Source organism: Sphingomonas kyeonggiensis (genome assembly GCF_030812785.1).
GTDB classification, from domain to species: Bacteria; Pseudomonadota; Alphaproteobacteria; order Sphingomonadales; family Sphingomonadaceae; genus Sphingomonas; species Sphingomonas kyeonggiensis_B.
The window spans coordinates 1738693-1759710 of the sequence record NZ_JAUSTJ010000002.1 but is presented as its reverse complement, the minus strand read 5'-3'; the positions used below and the strand labels follow the sequence as shown (position 1 = coordinate 1759710).

The following is a 21018-nucleotide window of genomic DNA, read 5'->3' as shown; positions in this document are numbered from 1 at the left end:
CCCAACTTCGTCGGTGGCGCGGGATGGAGCAGCCCGGTAGCTCGTCAGGCTCATAACCTGAAGGTCGTAGGTTCAAATCCTACTCCCGCAACCAATGGCCCCGCAGACCGCAACACAAGCCAGCCAGTCGTCCGGACTGGCTTTTGTCGTTTCCGCGCCGCACGCACCAAATCCCGGATTGTGCCGACACCACAACCCGTCAGCCTTACCAGCTGGCGGGATTTTATGTGCACGGTGAACGTAAACAAAAGCCCTGCAAGTCAGTGACTTGACGGGGCTTTTGTTTGTCCATTGGGAACTGGGGGCGGATCAACCGGAAGGTTGGAATCGGCTCCTGTCCGGAGGCCGTCACGCCGCTCAGTTGAGCACGGCAGTAAGGACGCTCTTGCCCTGGACCTCGCTCGACATGCCGAGGAAGAGCTGGAACGCCCCCGTCGTGGGATGCGAAACGTCATAGGTCTTGCCGCCGCCCGGCGCCTGGCGCTGGTCCATCTGGAAGGTGGCAAAGAAAGGCTGATGGCGGCCCAAGTCCGACGGGCGGGTGGCATCGGTGATGCGCTCGAGGCTGGCCAGGACGGCGGAAACCTTGCCCGTGTCGGTGCTGATCAGGAAAGCGGAGCCAACCAGCTTCTCCCATGCGCTGATCTCGGTCGCGTTGAGCGCCACAGCGGTCGGCGTCGGGGTGGATCCCGCCGTCGGCGTGACAACGCTCCCGGCGTCCGATCCGCCGCTGCAGCCAGCCACTCCCGTGCCCGCCGCAACCACCATTCCCCCGACAACAAAGCCTCGACGCGAGCTGTAAGTCATTGTTTCCGCTTTCCTGCGGCCAGACCAGATGCGACGACTGCGCACGGCCTTTCCCCCGAAACCACTCTCTACCATTTCGGTGCGATCACTGCACGTCGTGAATTATGGGACGCCGGCCCAACGCGGGATTGGCGTGGCCGGCGGGGTTTGCCTATAGCATCTTCGTCGGTGCTCAGCCGTGCCAGGGAGCTTGCAAGATGACGTCAGATACCGGTTCGGCGCTGCCACAGGATACGTCTGCACCGCTCACGCTCGCCGATTTCGAGCCCCGGGTCGGCAAAAGCTTTGAGATCGCGACCGATTTCGGCGTCCAGGCGCTCGCGCTGATCGGTGCGCAGGAACTGCCGCATTCGCCGCGCGAGGGCGGGGGCTTCAAGCTGGAGTTCTCGGGGCCTGCGGAGCCCCGGCTGCCCCAGGCGATCTATGCCTTCCCGATCGATGGCGCCCTGCATGACATCTTCATCGTGCCGGTCGGCCTAAAGGACGGCGGCATTCGCTACGAGGCGATCTTCTTCTAGGTCGATACTTCCGGGCGCGGCACATCGCGCTCCATCAGGTCATAGACGCCCTTGTCCTCGGCGACGACGAAGCCAAGCCGCTGGTAGAGATGGCGGGCCGGATTGAACTTCTCGACATGGATCGAGACACCCTTGCCCGAAGCGGAGGCCCATTCGATCACGTCGCGCAGCAACGCTTCGCCGATGCCCTGGCCGCGCGCCACCGGCACGAGCGAGATATCGACGATGCGCAGCTCCCGCGGCCATATATCCACATAGAGCCGGCCGATCGCCGCGCCGTCCCGCTCGACGATCAGCCATTCGGCCTTGGGATAATAGGTCTGGTAATGATGGTGCTGCGCGCGGTGCTGCTGGACCAGGAAGGCGCGCTTCTGATCCTCCGGCCATTCGCTGAGCGCCAGTTCCTCCTCGCGCGTGGAAAGATAGAGCGCTTCGATGAAATCGAAGTCCTTCGCCGCGAGCGGCCGATAGCTGAGGGCGAACCGCGCGGCGGCGTGGAGGGGCGGGGGCATGGCGCTGGCGAGCGGCCTAGCTCCGCGGCGGGAACACGCCCTGCAGCGCGATGCAGAAATACATCGTCAGATAGGGCTGCATGTTGTTGTGCGGGGCGTCGCCGCCGGCTGGCGAGAGCGCCTGGGGCGACATCGTCACTAGGTTGGTGTTGGTCGTGCTCTGGTAGAGCGAGCCGCCGACCGAGGTGGAGAGGGTGACGCCGTTGGACAGCGTGCCCTGGGTGCCGTCTTCCACCGAGCTGCGCAGCGTGTGGCTGTGGCTCGGTATCTCGGACTCGAGCAGGCTTACGGTCTCGCTGCCACCGGTCTCGCCGAGATCGTGCAGCGACAGGCCGGGGCCCTGGCCCGGATGCATGGGCGCGCGGCCCTGGAGATCGGGCAGGGAGAAGTTGCTCTTGCCGTTGCCGCCATAGGTGGTGCCGAGCAGCGAGAAGAGCGCGGTGTTCTGCGAGAGCGGCAGAAGCTGACCGTCACACCACGCCCAGCCCTTGGGCGCGAAGTTGAACGGGAAGATCCGGATCTCGGCGACGAAAGGATCGGCCATCGGAGAATTCCTGTCAGTTCTGGCTCGGGAAAATGCCGAACAGCGAGATGATGTAGTTGAGGCAGAGATAGGGCTGGAAATTCGTGTGCGGCAGGTTGTTGCCGATCGACGAGATCGAGGTTGCGGCCATCGCCGTGTCCGCCGCCTCGCCCGAATAGGGCTTGATCAGCGTGGAACTCGCCAGCACGTTGTTCTGCGGGCTCGATTGCGATCCGTTGCCCGACGATCCGAGCAGCGGGTGCGAATGGGCCGGAATCTGGTTGATCGTCAGCGTGACTTCTTCGGCGCCGCCCGTCTCTGCCAGGAGATAGCCGTTGCCCTGGTGCAGGGCCAGCCGTCCGCGCAGGTCGGGCAGCGCGAAGGTCGACTGGCCGTCGCCGCCATAGGTGGTGCCGATCAGCTGGAACAGCGTCTCGTTTTCCGAGATCGGGAGGAGTTGTCCCTCGCAGAACATCCATCCCGCGGGGGCGAAGTTTCCGGCGAATATGCGAATCTCGCCGACATAAGGTTGTGCCACGGGCTGTTCCTCAGTTCGGGGACGGGAAGATGCCGGCTAGGGCGATGCAGTAGCTCAGCGTCAGGAATGGCTGCATGTTGAGATGCGCCTGACTGCCGCCGTTATTCGCCACCGCGCCCGCGTTTAGCGCAGCGGCAGCTGGCGCGAAGCTGTTCGAATAGGGGTTGCCTGGTTCCTTCGCGAGCACCCGACCGGTGCCGCCGAAATTCGGATTCGTCGAATCGCCGGTGCTCGAAGAAGCACTCAGCGTGTGCACGTGCGTGGGAATCTCGCTGAGCGACAGCGTGTGCGCTTCTTCCCCGCCGCGATCGCCGAGGAAGTGACTTCCGCCGACATGGATGGGTATGCGCCCGCGCAGATCGGGCAGGGCGAAGGTCGTCTGGCCGTTGCCGCCAAAGGTGGTGCCGAGCAGCGAGAACAGCGCCTGGTTCTGGTTGATCGGCAGGAACTGGCCGTTGCAGAGTGCCCAGTTCTTGGGCGCGAACTCGAACGACATCAGCCGGATTTCCGACAAAAATGGTTCCGCCAATGCCCGTCTCCCCCGAAATCCCGCATAGAACTAACCGAAACGAACGGGTCTGGCCATAGGGCTTTAAGGAGACCGGTGCCCCGCTTTGAGGCGTTAGCATAGGTTAATCTACGTATGTCTCTGCTTGAGGCCAAGGCCTCACGGTGATAGCCGTTATCATGGCGTCACGACCATCGTTGAGACATTGGCATGGGGGCCGATGTCAGGTTGCACGCCAATCGGGGGAGATTGTCCGTGCAGAAGCTCAATCGTGGCCGCGGCCGCCTGCTGCTGTCCACTTGCCTTAGCGGCGTGGCGCTGGCCTGGGCACCGGGCGTGCTGGCACAGGCACAGGACAAGGAACCCACCTGGAAGCCGCGGGCCGAGGTCGATGCGCGGGCGGCCGACGGAAGCAGCCAGGTTTCGTTCGAGCTCTTCGCCCCGGTCGCGCAGAACGACTCGAACCTGCTGTTCGTCAGCGGGCGGATCGGCACCGACGAGCGCTATGACCGCAACGGATCGGTCACCATCGGCGGACGCGGCAAGATCGGCGAGGACGTTGCGATCGGCGTCAATGCCGGCGTCGACTTCTACAAGACCGACATCACCTCGCGCGAGCAGACTGCGGTATCGTTCGGCCTTGAGGGCTTCACCTCGGTCTTCGACCTGCATGTGAACTACCGCCTGCCGGTCAACAGCCCCCGCACGATGGGCTATCTCGACCCCAATGCGAGCCCGGTGGGCGTGCTCTCGATCGAGAACAACCGGCTGATCGAGCGCAAGAGCGGTTGGCGCCTCGAGGAAGTGCCGCTGGCCGGCGCCAATGCCGAGATCGGCGCGCGGGCGCCGATCGCCAAAGACCTGAGCGTCCGCCTGTCGGGCGCCGGCTTCGACTATCGCGACGAGCATGCCAGCAAGGCCTATCGAGGCGTGCGCGGCGGGCTCCAGCTCGATGTCGAGGATCCGCTGGGCACCGGCGGCCGCTTCTCGATCGGCGCCGAGCTGCAGAACGACAATCGCTGGGGCACCCAGGCGCGCGGCACGCTGCGCCTGTCGATTCCGCTCGGCCGCGGCTCGGCGGACCGCAGCTCGGGTACTACCGGCCTCGACCGCCAGATGGGCGACCGTCTGCGGCGCGATTATGTGACCCCCTCGGGCACGCGCTACACCGACCTGACCAGCACGAACTTCGCGGTCGACGCGCGCACCGGCGTGGCATTCGGCGGGGTCTATTTCGCCAGCGGTTCGGGGACCGCTGGCGCGGCCGGCACGAGCACCGCCACGACCACGCTGGGCGATGCGGTGACGCGCGCGGGTGCGAACGGCATCGTCGTCGCGCTGGGCAATGCCGGCAATATCGCGAGCAGCGGCGTGACGCTCGCTGCCAACCAGTATCTGGTCGGCGGCGCGAGCAGCGTGAACGTACGCCATTCGGACGGGTCGGTCAGCGCGTTCAACTTCGGCGGCACCAATGGCATCATCGCGGGCAGCAATGCCGGCGGCGCTGCGGTCACGCTTGGCCAGGGTTCGGTGGTGCGTGACGTCACCGTGCGCGGCGCGGGCAGCGGCATCCTGGCGAACGGCGTGGGCGGGTTCGCGCTCGAGCGCGTGGTGATCGAGAATACCGGCGCGGCCGGGCTGACGCTCACCAACACCACCGGCGCCGTCGTCGTCGACGGCATCACGATCCGCGGTGGCGCGGGTGCGGGCGTCGTGATCAACGGCGGCAGCAACGTCACGCTGCGCAACTCGACCATTGGCGGCGGTGCAGGCGCGATCGACATCAACGATGCCGGCGGCAACCTGACGGCATCGCTCTCCAACCTGACCCTGTCCGCGACCGGCGGCACGGTGCTCGACATCGACGGTTCGGGCGCCGGCACGGTGACCGTGGCAGGGCTTTCCGGCATCAACATCGCCGGCGGCAATGGCGAGACCGGCGGCTTCGCGGCCCGCTTTGTGACCTTCGATTCCAGCACCGCAGCGGGCATCCAGGCGGTCAACGCCGGCGCGATGCAGGTCGGCACCACCACGGCCCGCGTCGGTGGCGCTGGCGTGTCGCTGACCGAAGTCGACGGCGCGCTGAGCTTCGCCAACCTCAACATCGCCAACAATGGCGGCACCGGCCTCACGGTCAACAACACCAAGAGCGGCACCTTCACCCTGACCAGCGCCGCCGGCACGGTCGACACCACCGCCGGCACCGCGCTGAACCTCGATCCGCTGTTCATCGACCTGACCTTCTCGAGCGTCCGCTCGGTCGGCGCGGCGGGCGCGGGCATCATCCTGGACAATGTCCAGGGCGCGGGCACCGGCGGCAACGCGCTGACCATCGGCACGCTCACCATCACCAATAGCGGCCAGCAGGGCCTGTACATCACCGGCGGCTCGACCGGCCTGGTGACGATCGGCGGCGGCGCGATCACCAACAGCGGCGGCGCTTCGGTCCAGGTCGGCCAATCGGGCGTCGCGGGCAGCGGCGGCACCATCGGGCTCAACTTCGGCGCGACGATCACCGATGCCGGCGCCGGGCCGCTGGTCTCGCTGTTCAACGCCGGCGGCACGATCCGCTTTACCGGCGCGATCAGCGGTGCCGGGCCGATCACCATCGCCGACACGCTTGCGGGATCGAGCGTGACCTTCACCGGCACCACGACGATCACCGGATCGACCTCGCCGGCGCTCTCGCTGAACAACACCGCCGGCAGCGTCGCCTTCAGCGGCCTGTTCACCATCGCCAACCCCAGCGGCACGGGCATCGTGATCGGCAACGTCCCCGGCGGCGTGACCTTCGGCGATGTCGACATCACCGGCCTGGGCGCCGCGACCGGCGTGGACTTCACCGGCACGCACGGCAACGTCACCTTCGGCACGCTCGACATCACGGGCACCGGCGCGGCCGGATCGACGGGCATCGACCTGACCGGCGCGACCAATGCCGGCGCGATCACCATCATCAATCCCAGCGTGATCCAGGGCGTCGACATCGGCGCGAACCTGACCAATGCCGCGATCACCGGCAGCTTCCGCTTCGGCGACGGCAATGCCGGCGACGGGCTGGAGAGCCGGATCACCGCCAACACGGTGATCGTCGTCGCGGGCATGAATGCCACACAGGGCACCTACGACTTCGGCGACGTCCAGCTCGACGGCAACACCAACAACATCACCGGCGGCAGCTTCACCACCTATTACGTGCTTGCCGGCGCGACCGGCGCGGGCACCGCGGGCGATCCGGGCAGCCTGACGGGGGCAGCCGCATCGGGCGCTCAGTATATCGTGCTGCTCAACAACCCGACCGGCGGGCAGGACGTGCTCGACACGGCAGTGCTTGGCGGCACGCTGAACCTGCTCACCGGCCAGACGCTGGTCAGCTTCCGCGATACCGATTTCTTCGCGGTGACCGGCGCGACCGTGCCGGCGAACCTGATTGTCTCGAACCTCGGCCCGACGGGCATCGCCAACACCTATGCCGGCTCAGGCGCGGCGCTGCTGACCAGCACCACCGGGTTCGCGACGGTGCAGCTGGCCGACAACAGCCGGCTCGACGGCCTGGTGATCGGCAACAGCTCGGCTGGCGGTTTCGCGGTGCGCGGCCAGGGTGCCGCCAATGTCGTGATCCAGAACTCCACGCTCTCGGGCGATGGCGGCGGCGCGATCATCACCTCTTCGGGTGCCGCGGCGTCCTTGACGCTCAACAATGTCGATCTCTCGGCAACCGGCGTTGCCGGCGGCATCGCACTCTACTTGAGCGGAGCAGGGGCGGGGACGCTCAACGTCTCGGGCACCGACATCAATGCCTCCGCGACCGGCGCTTCGTCTGCGGTAAATATCAGCGACGTCACGGTCGGAACGCTGGAGCTCGGCGCGGTCACCAGCGGTACGTCGAACGGCACCGGCGCGCAGTTCGACCGGATCGCGGGTGGCACGCTGAACGTCGGCAGCATCACCAGCGGCGGTACGGGCCTGGCGTCCGGCGTCACGGTGCTGAACAGCTCGGCGACGGTGAACATCGGCTCGGTCAGCGCCTCGAACAGCGCCGGCCCAGGCCTGCTCCTCATGGGCAACACTGGTGCCGTTACCGTGGGTTCGGCGTCGATCGCGAACAGCGGCGGCGGCGTTGCCGTTTTGAACAACGCCGGTGCGGTGACGATCGGCTCGATTTCCGCCACCGCCAATACGGGCGTGCAGGCGGGGCTGTCCGTTTCGAACAGCACAGGCACCATGACGTTCGGGCCGGTCACCGTCGCAGGCGGTGGCGGTAACGGCGTTAGCCTGTCGACCGTGGGCAACGTCACGCTGGGCCCGGTTTCGGTCTCCAATGTCGCGGGCAACGGCGTTTCGATCACCAACGCCAATGGCCAGGTCACGCTCGGCGCGACCTCGGTAAGTGCGGCGGCGGGGACGGGCGTGTCCGTGTCCGGCGTGGCGGGCAACGTCTCGATCGGCGCGCTCGGCGTGTCCAACAGCGGCGCCGGCATCTCGGCCAGCGACGTCGACGGCAGCCTGAGCTTCACCGGCACCACCACCATCGCGAACAGCGGCGGCATCGTGCTTGGCGCGGGCAGCACCGGCACGATCAGCTTCGGCGATACCGACATCACCGGCCTGGGCGCTGGCAAGACCGGTGTCGATGCCCGCAATGCGGGCGGCACCGTCACCTTCGCGACGCTCGACATCACCGGCACCTCGACCACCGGCACGCGTGGCATCGACCTGACTGGCGCGACCTTCGCGGGCAGCCTGACGGTCAGCGACAGCAGCTCGATCACCGGCGTCGGCACCGGCGTCGACCTCACCAACGCCGCGATCACCGGCAGCTTCCGCTATGGCGACGGTTCGAGCACGGACGCGGACGGCGCGCATTCGGTGATCAACGCGATCACCCCGATCGCGATCGGCGGGCTCAACCAGGCCGTCGGCACCTATAATTTCGGTGACGTCAGCCTGGTCGGCGACACCACCAACCTGGCGATCAACCCGGTCACGGTCTTCTTCGTCGAGCAGGGCCGCACTGGCGCGGGCACCAAGGTCGATCCGGGCAGCCTCGCCGCGGCGGTGGCCTCGGGCGCGAACTATATCGTGCTGCTCAACAACCCGACGGGCGGGCAGGACGTGCTCGACGTCGCCGGCCTCGGCACGCTGAACCTCGGCGTCAACCAGCACCTGATCGGCTTCCTCAACGGCGATACCCAGACCGTTGGCGGCGGCACCCCGGTCAACCTGACTCTCTACGGCATCACGCCGGGCGTCGTCAGCAATCCCTATGCCGGCTCGGGCGCGGCGCTGCTGACCAACACCGGCGCGGGCGCGACGGTGACGCTGTCCAACGGCTCGGCGATCGATGGCCTGCGTATCGGCGGTGCCGGGATCGGCGTCTCCGGCATCGGCGTGACCAATGTCGCGATCAGCAACTCGATCATCTCGGGCGGCACCGGCGCGATCCTGCTGCGCGACGGCGGCGTGGCGGCATCGGCGACGCTGACCAACCTGACGCTTTCGAGCACCGGCGGCACGGTGCTCAACCTGCTCGGCACCAATGGCGGGACGCTCACGCTGAGCGGCTCGGGCATCTCGATCGCCGCGACGGGCAATGCCCGCGGCCTGGCGATGGACACCGTCACCATCGGCAGCGGCAACCTGGCCTTCACCACGGTTTCGACTTTGACCTCGGCAGGCTCGGGCGTCTCGCTTGCCAACAATATCGGCACCGGCGGCATCAGCTTCACCAGCATCAATGTCGGCGGCACCTCGAGCCTGTCCGGCGTCCGCGTGGTGGGCAACAGCGCTGCGGTGAACCTCGGCAATGTGACCGTGGGCGGCACGACCGGCGCGGGCAGCTACGGTATCGAGATCGGCAACAACCCGGGCAACGTCACGCTCGGTACCTTCAACATCAGCAACACCGGGGCGGGCGGCCTGCTGGTCTTCGGCATGCCGGGCACCTTCACGGCGGCCGGCGGCACGGTCACCAACAGCGGCACGATGGGCATCGGGATCGGCGATGTCGACGGATCGGTGACCTTCACCGGCGCCGTGACCGTCACCAACCCCGGTACCGCGGGCATCGCGTTCAACACCGGCAGCACGGGCACGATCAGCTTCGCCGGCGTCGACATCACGGGCCTGGGCGCCAACCGGCGCGGCGTCGATGCGCGTCTTGCCTCGGGCACCATCAGCTTCAACACGCTCGACATCATCGGTGCGTCCGCGACCGGCACGCGCGGCATCGATCTGACCGGCGCGACCTTCGCGGGCAGCCTGATCGTCAACAACAGCAGCTCGATCACCGGCGTCGGCACCGGCGTCGACCTGACCAACGCCGCGATCACCGGCACTTTCCGCTATGGCGACGGCTCGAGCACCGATGCCAACGGCGCCGGTTCGACGATCAGCGCCACGACTCCGCTCATCGTTGCCGGGCTCAACGCGCTTGCCGGCACCTATGACTTTGCCGACGTCAACCTGGTCGGCGACACCAGCAGCCTCTCGACTTCGGCGACGGTCTACTGGGTACTGGCGGGCGCCAGCGGCGCCGGCACGCGCAGCGATCCGGGCAGCCTGGCCGGCGCGGCCGCGTCTGGTGCCGACGTCATCATCCTGGTCAACAACCCCGCGGGCGGCAACGACACGATCGATGCCAATGACGCGACCTATGGCACCGGCGGCACCTTCACGCTGATCGACGGCCAGCAGCTGCGCGGCTTCCTGAACGGCGACACCATCTCGCTGCCGGGCGGTGCGCCGGCGAACGTGGTTCTCTACAACATCGCCCAGGGCATCGTGACCAACCCGTTCGCGGGCTCGGGCGCGCCGACGCTGACCACCAGCGCGGGCGGCGGTGCCAACACCGTCGTCGTCGGCAACAACAATGTGATCGACGGCCTGGTGATCGCCAATGGCGGCACCGGTGCGGGCGTGTTCGGCTCGGGCAAGTCCAACGTCACGATCAGCAACAGCAACATCTCGGGCGCGAACGGCGCGATCAACTTCAGCGATGGCGGCCTGGCTGCCAGCATTGCGCTCAGCAACCTCAACCTGTGGGCCAGCAACAACTCGGCCGCGCTTACCGTCAACCGGACGGGTGCCGGCTCGACCACGATCACCGAGCTTTCGGACATCGTGATCGAAGGCGGGCATGGGGAGAATGGCGGCGCCAACTTCACGAGCACGACCTTCGATTCGATCACCGGCGACGCCGGCGTTTCGAATGTCGACGCCTCGCTACAGGTCGGCAGCGCGACGACGCGCGTCTCCGGCACGGGCGTGGATCTCACGGGCGCGGTCGGTTCGCTGAACTTCTCCGGCCTCGACATCTACAACCAGGGCGGAGACGGCTTCGCTGCGATCGGTGCAGGCCTGAATCTCACCAGCACCACCGGCACGATCGATACGGTGAACGGCACCAGCCTGGTGCTGAGCGACGCGCAGATCGACATGGTGCTTGCCAGCGTCGTCCATGCCGGCACCGGCAGCGGCATCACCAGCGTCAACAACCTCAGCGGCATGGGCCCGGGCAACCGTGCGCTGCAGGTCGGCACGCTGACCGTCACCTCGGGCACCAGCGCCATTGCGGTCTCCGGCAACGTCTTCGGTCTCCTCAGCTTCGGCGCGGGTTCGACCATCGCCGGCACCACCGGCCCGGCGATCGCCCTCTCCAGCGGCACCGGCACGCTCGACTTCAGCTATGCCGGCAGCGTCACCCAGGGCGGCAACGCGGCCCTGCTCGATGTGACCAACCACAACGGCACGGTCACCTTCGGCGCCAGCAGCAGCCTGTCGGCCACCAACGGCACCGGTCTGCAGTTCACCAATGCCGACGGCACCTATGCCTTCAACGGCACGACGACGCTGAACGGCGGCGATGCGGGCATCGACATCCTGGGCGGCTCGAGCGGCAGCTTCACCTTCGGCAATACGTCGATCACCAGCCCGACCGGTGCGGCGATCTCGATTGCGGACAGCACCGCCAGCCTGACCTACATGGGCAGCATCACCCAGGCGAACAATGCGGCGCTGGTCTCGATCCTCAACCATTCGGGCGGGACGATCAGCTTCCAGACCGGCACGCTGAGCGCCACCAACGGCACCGGCCTGCAGTTCACCAATGCCGATGCGACCTATAATTTCTCCGGCACGACGACGCTGAATGGCGGCGATGCCGGCATCGATATCCTGGGCGGTTCGTCGGGTGGATTCACCTTCGGCGCCGGCACCACGATTACCAACCCGAGCGGCACCGCGTTCAACATCGCCAGTTCGACGGCGGGCGTGACCTATCTCGGCACACTGAACCAGTCGAGCGCGGGTGCGCTGGCGCTGGGCGTCTCGGCGCATTCGGGCGGCACGCTGAACTTCAGCGGCGCCACGCTCAACGTCACCGGCGGCGACGGCATTTCGTTCGATGATGCCGACGGGACGTACAGCTTCGGCAGCGCGACGCTGACCGGTGGCGCCCAGATCGGCATCACCAACGGTTCGGCCGGCAGCTTCACCTTCGGCACCGGCACCAGTGTCACCAACGCGGCGGGGGCGGCGCTGTTCGTCAGCAACTCGACGGCGAACCTGACCTATTCGGGCACCATCGGCCAGTCGCTCGCCGCTCTTGTCGCGGTCGACATCGGGACGCATTCCGGCGGCACGATCGACTTTACCGGCGCGACGTTCAACGTGACGGGCGGCACCGGCCTGTCGTTCTTCGATGCCGACGGCACCTACAAGTTCGGCGATCTGGCGCTTTCGGGCGGCGCGAGGATCGCGATCCTCGGCGGTTCGGCCGGCACCTTCACCTTCGGCAATGTCGACCTGACCGGCCTGGCGGCGAACACTACCGGCGTGAACCTGACCGGGGCGACCGGCAACATCACCTTCGCCACGCTCGACATCAGCGGCGCCTCGACCACCGGCACGCGCGGCATCGACATGACCGGCAGCACGACTGCCAGCAACATCATCGTCAGCGGCAGCAGCACGATCACCGGCGTCGGCATCGGCGTCGACCTGACCAATGCCGCGATCACCGGTACCTTCCGCTATGGCGACGGCGCGAGCAACGATGCGAACGGCGCGGCCTCGAACATCGTGGCAGTCACGCCGCTGGTCATCGCGGGGCTGAACGGCGGCATCGGCACCTACAACTTCGCCGACGTCAACCTGACCGGCGATACCTCGACCCTGGCCGTCTCGGCTTATTTCGTGCTGGAAGGCGCCAGTGGCACGGGCAGCCGCAGCGATCCGGGCTCGCTCGCCGGGGCCGAAGCCTCGGGCGCGGCCTATATCGTGCTGCTCAACAACCCGGCCGGCGGCACCGACACGCTCGATGCGACGGCGGGGGCAGGCGGTTCGCTCGACCTCCTGGGCGGGCAGGTCCTGCTCGGCTTCCGCAACGTCGACAGCTTCATGGTGGACGGCGGCGCGCCGGCCAATGTGATTCTGTACGGTGTCCAGGCCGGCCTGATCTCCAACCCGTTCACGGGCTCGGGCGCACCGACGCTGACCGCCAGCGGGGCCAACGCCACCGTCACGCTGGGCGGCGGCAACATCATCGACGGCGTCGTGATCGCCAATTCGGGCACCGGCGCAGGCGTGCTCGGCAATGGCGCTGCGGCTCCGATCACGATCCGCAACAGCAGCATCTCGGGCGGCGCGGCGGGTGCGCTGCGCATCTACGACAACGCCGCGAACGTGACGCTCGCGCTGAGCAACCTCACCCTTGCCGCGAACGGCGGCAATATCCTGAACCTCGACGGCAGCGGCGCCGGCACCTTCATCGTGTCGCAGCTGTCGAACCTGACCGTCAACCACACGACCGAGACGGGCGGCTTCGTCTTCAACGATCTGACCTTCGATTCCGACACGGTGGCCGCTGGCCTCCAGACGCTGTCCGCCGGCAACCTCACGCTCGGCACCACCGGTTCGCGCATCACCGGCACTGGCCTCAGCCTGAGCAACGTCACCGGCACGCTGAACTTCGGCAATCTGAACATCGCCAACAATGCCGGCACCGGCCTGATCGTCGCCAATTCCAAGGCGAACGACTTCACCCTGGGCACCACCGGCGGCGCGATCGACACCACCAACGGCACGGCGATCAACCTCGATCCGCTGACGGTCCACATGGTGCTGGGCTCGGTTCGCTCGACCGGCGGCGCCTATGGCATCCTGCTCGACCAGGTGGAGGGCGACTTCACGGTTACCGGTTCGGTCAGCGTCAACGGGGCGACCAACACCTCGATCGCGATCCGCAACAACACCGCGCAGACCGATCCGCTGGACGTCCATTTCCAGGGCGGAACCATCCTCGACAGCGCGCTCACGACCGGCGCGGGCGTCTCGCTGACCAACAACACCGGCGCGACGGTGGAGTTCACCGGCAGCCTGGGCATCTACACCGCCACCGGCGCGGGCCTAACGACCAGCGGGGGCGGAACGCTCAGCGTCACCGGCGCCTTCAACGGCATCTACACCGGCAATGCCTCGGCTCTGTCGCTGAGCGGCGGCACGATCGGTGCGGGCGGCCTGAATTTCGCGCAGATCAACGCCGCACCGACTGCAGGCACGGCAATCAGCGCCAGCGGCGTCACGCTTACCGGCGCACTGAACATCGGCGGGCTGGACATCGACGGCGGCGGCACGGGTGTGTCGCTCTCGAACCTCAGCGGCACCGGCGGGGCCAACTTCACCGGTACGCTCGATCTCGACACCACCGGCGTCGGCTTCGACCTGGCGGGTGCGATCGGCACGGTCAACATCGCCAATGCGGCGGGTTCGGTGCTGACGATCGACGGCGCCTCGACCGCCATCCGCTTCAACGGCGTGACCGGCGGCACGGTCAATGTCGGGAACAGTGGGGGCACCGCCTCGATCGGCGCCACCACCAGCTCCACCGTCGCGGCGATCGGCCTCGCTGGCAGTTCCGGCGTCACGCTGAACTATGGCGGCACGATCGGCGCGACCGCCGGCTCGGTGCTGTCGGTGTTCAGCAGCAGCATGCTGGCCACGCTCTCGGGTGCGATCACCTCGACCACGTCGGGCACCGCCTTCAGCTTCACCAATGCCGGCGGCATCTACACGGTCTCCGGTTCGGTCAGCCACAATGGCGGCGCGGGCGTGGCGATCGATGCGGCCAGCACCGGCAATGTCAGCTTCCTGAACGCGAGCAAGACGTTCAGCACCGGCACCAACACCGCGATCAGCATGGCCGGTAGCGGCACGCTCAGCCTGCTCGGCGGCGGGCTCGGCATCACCACCACCAGCGGGACCGGCTTCAGCGCGACCGGCGGCACGGTTGCCGTGCTCGGCTCGGGCAATTCGATCACCACCGCCACCGGCCAGATCCTCGGCCTGACCGGCGTGACCAGCGGTTCTGGCGGCATCACCTTCAACTCGCTCACCGCCACCGGCACGGTTGCCAATAACGGCATCCTGCTGAGCAATCTCACGGGCGCGGCCTTCAATGGCGGCACGGTCAACATCGGCGGCACCAGCGGTGCGGCCAATGACGGCATCAAGGTGGCCACCGGTACGGCGGCGATCACCTTCGGCGACACCACGATTGGCACGGCCGGCAGTAACGCCATCGAACTGCTCAACAGCGGTTCGGCGGTGACCTTCGGCAACATGAACCTTTCGGGCGCGGGCGGCAGCACCGTGGTCATCGCCGGCTCGACCGGCCCGGTCACGCTGGGCAACGGCACGATTACTGCCACCGGCGCGGCGAACTATGCGGTTTCGGTCACCGGCGGCACGGGCGATGTCACCATCGGCTCGGCGCTTGACGGTACCAACATGGTCCAGGTCGTCGATCACGAGACCGGCACCGTTACCTTCAGCGGCAACATGTCGTCGACGGACAACGGCATCTCGATCACCAATGTCAATTCGGGCCTGATCACCTTCACCGGCCAGACGCTCGCGCTGAACGCCACCGGCGCCGGCGTCACGCTGGCCGGCAACAGCGGCGGCACGATCGACTTCAACCCGACGATGGGCGGGACTGGCCTCAACATCGTCAGCACCGGTTCGGGCTTCAGCGCGGGCTCGGGCGGCACGATCATCGTGCGCGGTAATGACAACTCGATCAGCACCACCGGCACGGGCACGGCGCTCAGCCTGCAGAACGTGACCATCGGCACCAACGGCTTCACCTTCGGCAGTGTCAGCGCCAATGGCGCGACGACCGGCATCCTGCTCAACGGCGTCGGCACGGTCGCGCCGGCGATCGGACTCGGCACGGTGAACCTGCAGGGCATCACCTCGCGCGGCATCGACGTCACCGGCATCCTGGGCACGGGCCTGTCGATCACCGATCTTGATATCGGCCTGAACAGCAACAGCGCGGTGGCGCTCGACCTGAACGGCGCCACGATCTCGTCCTCGATCACCATCGGCGACTTCGACGTCACCAATGCGGGCGGCGCCGGCACCAGCATCGGTGTCGATCTGCGCAACACGCTTGGCGGCGCCAGCATCGAGCTGGGCGGGCAGGGGAGTGCTTCCAGCTCGATCAGCGGTGTCGGCACCGGCATCTATCTCAACGCCTCCACCAACGCGTCCGTCCGGTATGGCGACGGCGAATCGGGTACCGATACCGGCTCAACCATCTCGGCGACCACCGCGATCGACGCGAGCGCGGCGCCGACGGTCGGCACCTACGACTTCCGCGACGTGTCCTTCTCGGGCAGCCCGGGCGCAGGCTTCGGCGTCAACCACATCTATTTCGTCGATGCGGACGGCGCGACCGGCGGCGGCAATGGCAGCGGATCGGACGGCCTGAACCCGATGACGCTGGCGGCGGCCGAACTGGCCGCGGCGGCCGAGGACATCATCGTCCTGATCAACAACGGCAGCGCGATCAGCGCCGCCGGCTCGAACGGCAATGACTCGCTGGTGCTCGCCTCCAACGTCCAGGTCCGCGGCTTCGGCAACGGCGCAGGCGGCGGTGCAGGCAGCGGCAGCGCACCGATCGTCATCGCGCTCACCGTGCCCTCGACGATCCTGCTCTCGGGCGGCAGCTCGGTCAGCATCGCCGATCCCACCGTCACCGGCGGCGCGGCGACGCTCACCAGTGCGGCAGGCAGCAACGTGATCACCCTGGGCGCCGCCGGCAATCACCTGTCTGGCTTCATCCTCGACGGCGGCGGCGCAGCGTCGCGCGGCATCAAGGACAATGGCGCGGGCGCGACCAATACGCTGCTCGACTATCTGACGGTCCGCAATTTCGGAACGATGGGCATCGAGATCACCCCGTCGACCAGCACGACGATCGACCATGTCGCCTTCACGGGCAATCCGGGCGGCGACGTGCTGCTCAACGCCGCGAACTCGGTGCTGACCAATATCGTCAGCAACGGTGGAGGCATCACGCTCAACAACGCCACCGGCACGACGACTCTGACCAATGTTGCCCTCACCGGCGGCACCGGCCTGGTCTTCACCAATGCGGCCGGCACGATCAACGCCACCAACGTCGATGTCACCAACCCGCTGGTCGCGGGCCTGACGATCTCGGGCGGCACGGCAGCGTTCAACTTCGACTCCACCAGCTCGATCACCAAGAGCTCCGCCGGCGCCTCGCTGAGCATCGGCGGCGGGCACATCACCGGCACCTTCGCCTATGCCGGCACGCTCAACATCACCGGCGGCACCGGCCTGCAGTTCGACAATGCGGACGGCACCTACAACTTCACCGGCACGACGACGCTGGCCGGCGGCGATGCCGGCATCGACATCCTGAATGGTTCGAGCGGCACGTTCAGCTTCGGCACGAACACCGCGATCACCAGCCCGACGGGCACTGCGTTCAACGTCTCGGGCAGCACCGCCGCGATCACCTATAGCGGCAGCATCACCCAGGCGAACAACGCCGCGCTCGTCTCGTTCCTCAACCATTCGGGCGGCACGGTCACCTTCCAGACCGGCACGCTGGGCGCCACCAACGGCACCGGCCTGCAGTTCGACAATGCCGATGCGACCTACAACTTCAACGGCACGACGACGCTGAATGGCGGCGATGCCGGGGTCGACATCCTCAACGGCTCGGGCGGCACCTTCAACTTCGCCAGCGGCACCACGATCACCAGCCCGTCGGGTACGGCGTTCAACGTCTCGGGCAGCACCGCCGCCGTCACCTACAACGGCAACATCACCCAGGCGAACAACGCCGCGCTGGTCAATGTGCTCAACCATTCGGCCGGCACGCTGACCTTCCAGACCGGCACGCTGAGCGCCACCAACGGCACCGGCCTGCAGTTCAACAATGCCGATGGCACCTACAACTTCACCGGCACGACGACGCTGAACGGTGGCGATGCGGGCATCGACATCGTCAACGGCGCGGATGGCACCTTCGGCTTCGGCAGTGGCACGGCGATCACCCATGCCGCGGCGGGTGACGCCTTCGTCCTCACCGGCAGCAACAGCAACCTGACCTATTCGGGCAGCATCGACGACAGCAACGGCTATGCCGTCCGCATCGACACCCATGGTGCCGGCACGGTGACCTTCGGCAGCACCAGCGCGATCACCTCGAGCGGTGCGAACGCGCTCGGCCTGAGTGTGACCAACAACGCTGGCGGCACGGTCGCCTTCAACGGCACCACCACGCTGTCGACCCAGGCCAACAACGCGATCACGCTGACCAACAATGCGGGCAGCACCGTCGGGTTCAGCTCGGTCGGCAGCAGCCTGGGCATCACCACCACCAGCGGCACCGCCTTCACCATCGCGAACGGCGGCACGATCAACGTGCAGGGTCCGAACAGCACCATCACCACCGGTTCGGGCACGATCCTCGACATCAGCAACACCGCGGGCGTGGCGTCGACGCTGAACCTGAACTTCGCGAACGCCAGCAACACCCTGGGCGTCAACGGCATCCTGGTCACCCGGACGGCGGGCACGCTCACCGGCAGCGTCACCATCAACAGCGGTGCGATCACGGCGAGCAGCCGCGGCATCGACGTCAGCGGCGGCACGCTGTCGCTCGACTATGCCGGCAGCGTTGCCACCAGCGGCACGCTGGCGCGCTCGGTCGAGGTGACCAACATCACCGGCGGCGCCATCATGGTGTCGGGCAACCTCACCGACAATGCGCAGGGCATCAATATCGCCAACAATACCGGCGGCTCGATCAACTTCTACGGCCAGAGCATCACGCTCAACACCGTGGCGAACGTCAATGCGGTCACGCTGGCGAGCAACACCGGTACGAACATCACCTTCTCGTCGGCGGCGGGCGGCAACGGCGTCGACATCACGGCATCGGGCACCGGCAACGGCATCGACTTCACCGGCGGTGGCACCCTGACCGTCTACAGCCCCGGCAACTCGATCCAGACCGCCACCGGCCAGATCCTCAACCTGGTCAACGGCAGTGTCGGCTCGCTCGGCATCAACTTCGACTCGATGACCAGCACCGGCTCGACCAATGGCAGCGCGATCAACATCAGCAATGTCGACGGCACCGGTACGCTGAGCGCCACCACCGTCTCGATCGCCGGCACCACCGGCGCGACGGCGGACGGCATCTTCTACGGCGGCGGATCGACGATGAACGTCAATCTCGGCACCGTGACGATCGCCAATACCGGCGACGAAGGCATCGAGATCAACGGCGCGGGCAACGGCACCTTCACCGCCGGCAGCGTCACGATCAACAACACCGGCGGCAACGGCGTCGAGATCAACGGCTCCACCAACACCGTGAACCTGGCCGCCGGCGCGATCGGGGCCACCAACGATCCGACCGGCTTCGGCGTCTATATCCTCAACGGCACGGGCGGGATCAGCATCGCCTCGTCGATCACCAAGACCACGGGCAACAATGTGGTGTTCGTCGACAACCACGAGACGGGCAACATCTCCTTCTCGGGCAACATCAGCGCCACCGGCGGCCTCAACAACGGCATCGTCGTCCAGAACGTCAATTCGGGCACGATCAGCTTCCTGGGCAACACCACGCTGTCGACCGGCGCGAACACCGCGGTGAACCTGCTGAACAATACGGGCGGCACGATCAGCTTCCCGAACGGCGGCCTGGCGATCACCACCAACAGCGGCAACGGCTTCAGCGCCACCGGCGGCGGCACCGTCGGCATCGCGGGCAGCGGCAACACGATCACCTCGACCACCGGCACTGCGCTCAACGTCGTCAACACCACGATCGGCTCGGGTGGCCTGCGCTTCCAGAGCATCTCGTCGAACGGCGCCGCGAGCGGCATCATCCTCAACAACACCGGCTTGTCGGGCGGCATCAACGTCACCGGCACCGGCGCGGCGGGCTCGGGCGGCACGATCCAGAACTCGACCGGCGACGGCATCAGCCTGACCAGCACCGAGAATGTCCGCCTCGCCTATATGAACGTCACCAACAATCTGGGTGACGGCATCGGCGGCTCGAACGTCAACGGCTTCCTGATCGACAACATGCTGATCAGCGGCAACGGCACCGATGCCGGCACCGATGAATCGGGCATCAACATCAGCGAGCTGACCGGCACCGCCTCGGGCGGCGCGCGGCCGACCGGCATCTTCAACTCGACGATCCAGAACAACAACGAGTTCGAGGTGCAGATCACCAATTCGACCGGCACGCTGACCAACTTCCAGGTGGTCAACTCGACCTTCGCGTCGAACGGCGTCGGCATCAACGGCAACGGCACCAGCCCGCACGGCAACATCTTCAACTTCCTCGGCACCGGCACGTCGGCGATGGGGATCAGCGTCTCGGGCAGCAACTTCACCGGCAACTGGAACGCGACGACCCCGCCGGCCACGATCGTCGGCAGCGGCCTGTTCGCCGACAGCTCGGGCACCAGCATGACGGTGCAGGTGAGCAGCTCGTTCTTCACCAACACCAACAACGGCATCAACGTCTCGACCGGTCCGGGCTCGACGACGCTGACCTACAATATCGACGGCAATACCTTCACGGGCACCCGCGCGACCGCGATCAACGACTTCCAGAACGGCAACGCGCCGTTCACGCGGACGGTCAATGGCCGCATCACCAACAACATCATCGGCAACAACGCCGTCACCAATTCGGGCTCGACTGTCGGCAACGGCATCAGCATCGGCAACGAAGGCGGCGTGAACGCCAATTACTTCATCAGCGGGAACACGATCCAGCAGATCCAGACGTCGCAGGGCATCGTGGTCAATGTCGGCCTGGTCGGCCAGGCCACCGGCAACCTGACGACCAACGTCACGATCACCAACAACACGATCCGCAACATCAACGGCAGCCGCGGGCTGGTGATCAACAACAACCAGAATACCGGTGGCTTCCCGACGGTGAATGTCAGCGTCTCGGGCAACAGCTTCTCGGGCATCGCAGGCCAGGCGGGCAACGGCCAGTATCTGCGCCTCTCCGCCAGCGGCGGCGGCACGATCAACGTCACCCAGGGTCAGGCCACGGCCAGCGCGATCGCCAGCGAACTCGACGACGCCAACGGGTTCAACGACACGACCAAGATCAGCATCGGGACCGGCACGTTCAACTACGGCCAGCCGGCGCCGACCCTGCCGCCGGCCTCGGTGCCGTTGCCCTGATAGCGAAAGGAGCGCGACGGCCGGCCCGTCGCGCTCCTTGTCCGCTGTCGTCGATGGGG

General features: G+C 66.8%; 7 protein-coding genes and 1 tRNA gene. 3 read left to right on the top strand and 5 right to left on the bottom strand.

Translation table 11 applies throughout. From position 1 onward, the window contains the following. The first annotated feature begins 17 nt into the window (after positions 1-17). Positions 18-94, top strand: a tRNA-Met gene (locus J2W22_RS17790). A 263-nt stretch (positions 95-357) separates the two neighbouring features. On the opposite strand, the gene J2W22_RS17785 is transcribed toward J2W22_RS17790, so the two are convergent. Next, complete coding sequence (locus J2W22_RS17785; RefSeq protein WP_307119556.1) at positions 358-744, bottom strand: DUF6916 family protein; 387 nt, start codon at positions 742-744, stop codon at positions 358-360. Between the two features lie 260 nt (positions 745-1004). On the opposite strand from J2W22_RS17785, the gene J2W22_RS17780 reads away from it, so the two are divergent. Next, positions 1005-1325: a DUF6916 family protein gene (locus J2W22_RS17780; RefSeq protein WP_307119555.1), complete on the top strand. Its 321-nt coding sequence runs from the start codon at positions 1005-1007 to the stop codon at positions 1323-1325. Here J2W22_RS17780 and J2W22_RS17775 read toward each other — a convergent pair. From J2W22_RS17775 to J2W22_RS17760, 4 genes are read right to left on the bottom strand one after another with little or no spacing between them, the layout of a single operon-like run. Next, the gene (locus J2W22_RS17775; protein WP_307119554.1) at positions 1322-1837 is read right to left on the bottom strand and encodes a GNAT family N-acetyltransferase; all 516 of its coding nucleotides are present in this window, start codon (positions 1835-1837) and stop codon (positions 1322-1324) included. The genes J2W22_RS17780 and J2W22_RS17775 overlap by 4 nt on opposite strands. A 16-nt stretch (positions 1838-1853) precedes the next feature. Next, positions 1854-2381, bottom strand: coding sequence for a phage tail protein (locus J2W22_RS17770; protein ID WP_307119553.1), 528 nt, complete (start codon positions 2379-2381; stop codon positions 1854-1856). A 13-nt stretch (positions 2382-2394) separates the two neighbouring features. Then, positions 2395-2898, bottom strand: coding sequence for a phage tail protein (locus tag J2W22_RS17765; RefSeq protein ID WP_307119552.1), 504 nt, complete (start codon positions 2896-2898; stop codon positions 2395-2397). A gap of 10 nt (positions 2899-2908) precedes the next feature. After that, complete coding sequence (locus J2W22_RS17760) at positions 2909-3394, bottom strand: phage tail protein (RefSeq protein ID WP_307119551.1); 486 nt, start codon at positions 3392-3394, stop codon at positions 2909-2911. Positions 3395-3661: 267 nt separating this feature from the next. Between J2W22_RS17760 and J2W22_RS17755 the strand changes: the two genes are divergently transcribed. After that, positions 3662-20959: a hypothetical protein gene (locus J2W22_RS17755; RefSeq protein ID WP_307119550.1), complete on the top strand. Its 17298-nt coding sequence runs from the start codon at positions 3662-3664 to the stop codon at positions 20957-20959. The last annotated feature ends 59 nt before the right edge of the window (positions 20960-21018 follow it).

What these genes read in the sequence shown, in the direction of transcription:
- J2W22_RS17780 (WP_307119555.1), top strand. Translation starts at nt 1,005, where the DNA reads ATGACGTCAGATACCGGTTCGGCGCTGCCACAGGATACGTCTGCACCG.
- J2W22_RS17775 (WP_307119554.1), bottom strand. Translation starts at nt 1,837, where the DNA reads ATGCCCCCGCCCCTCCACGCCGCCGCGCGGTTCGCCCTCAGCTATCGG.
- J2W22_RS17770 (WP_307119553.1), bottom strand. Translation starts at nt 2,381, where the DNA reads ATGGCCGATCCTTTCGTCGCCGAGATCCGGATCTTCCCGTTCAACTTC.
- J2W22_RS17760 (WP_307119551.1), bottom strand. Translation starts at nt 3,394, where the DNA reads ATGTCGTTCGAGTTCGCGCCCAAGAACTGGGCACTCTGCAACGGCCAG.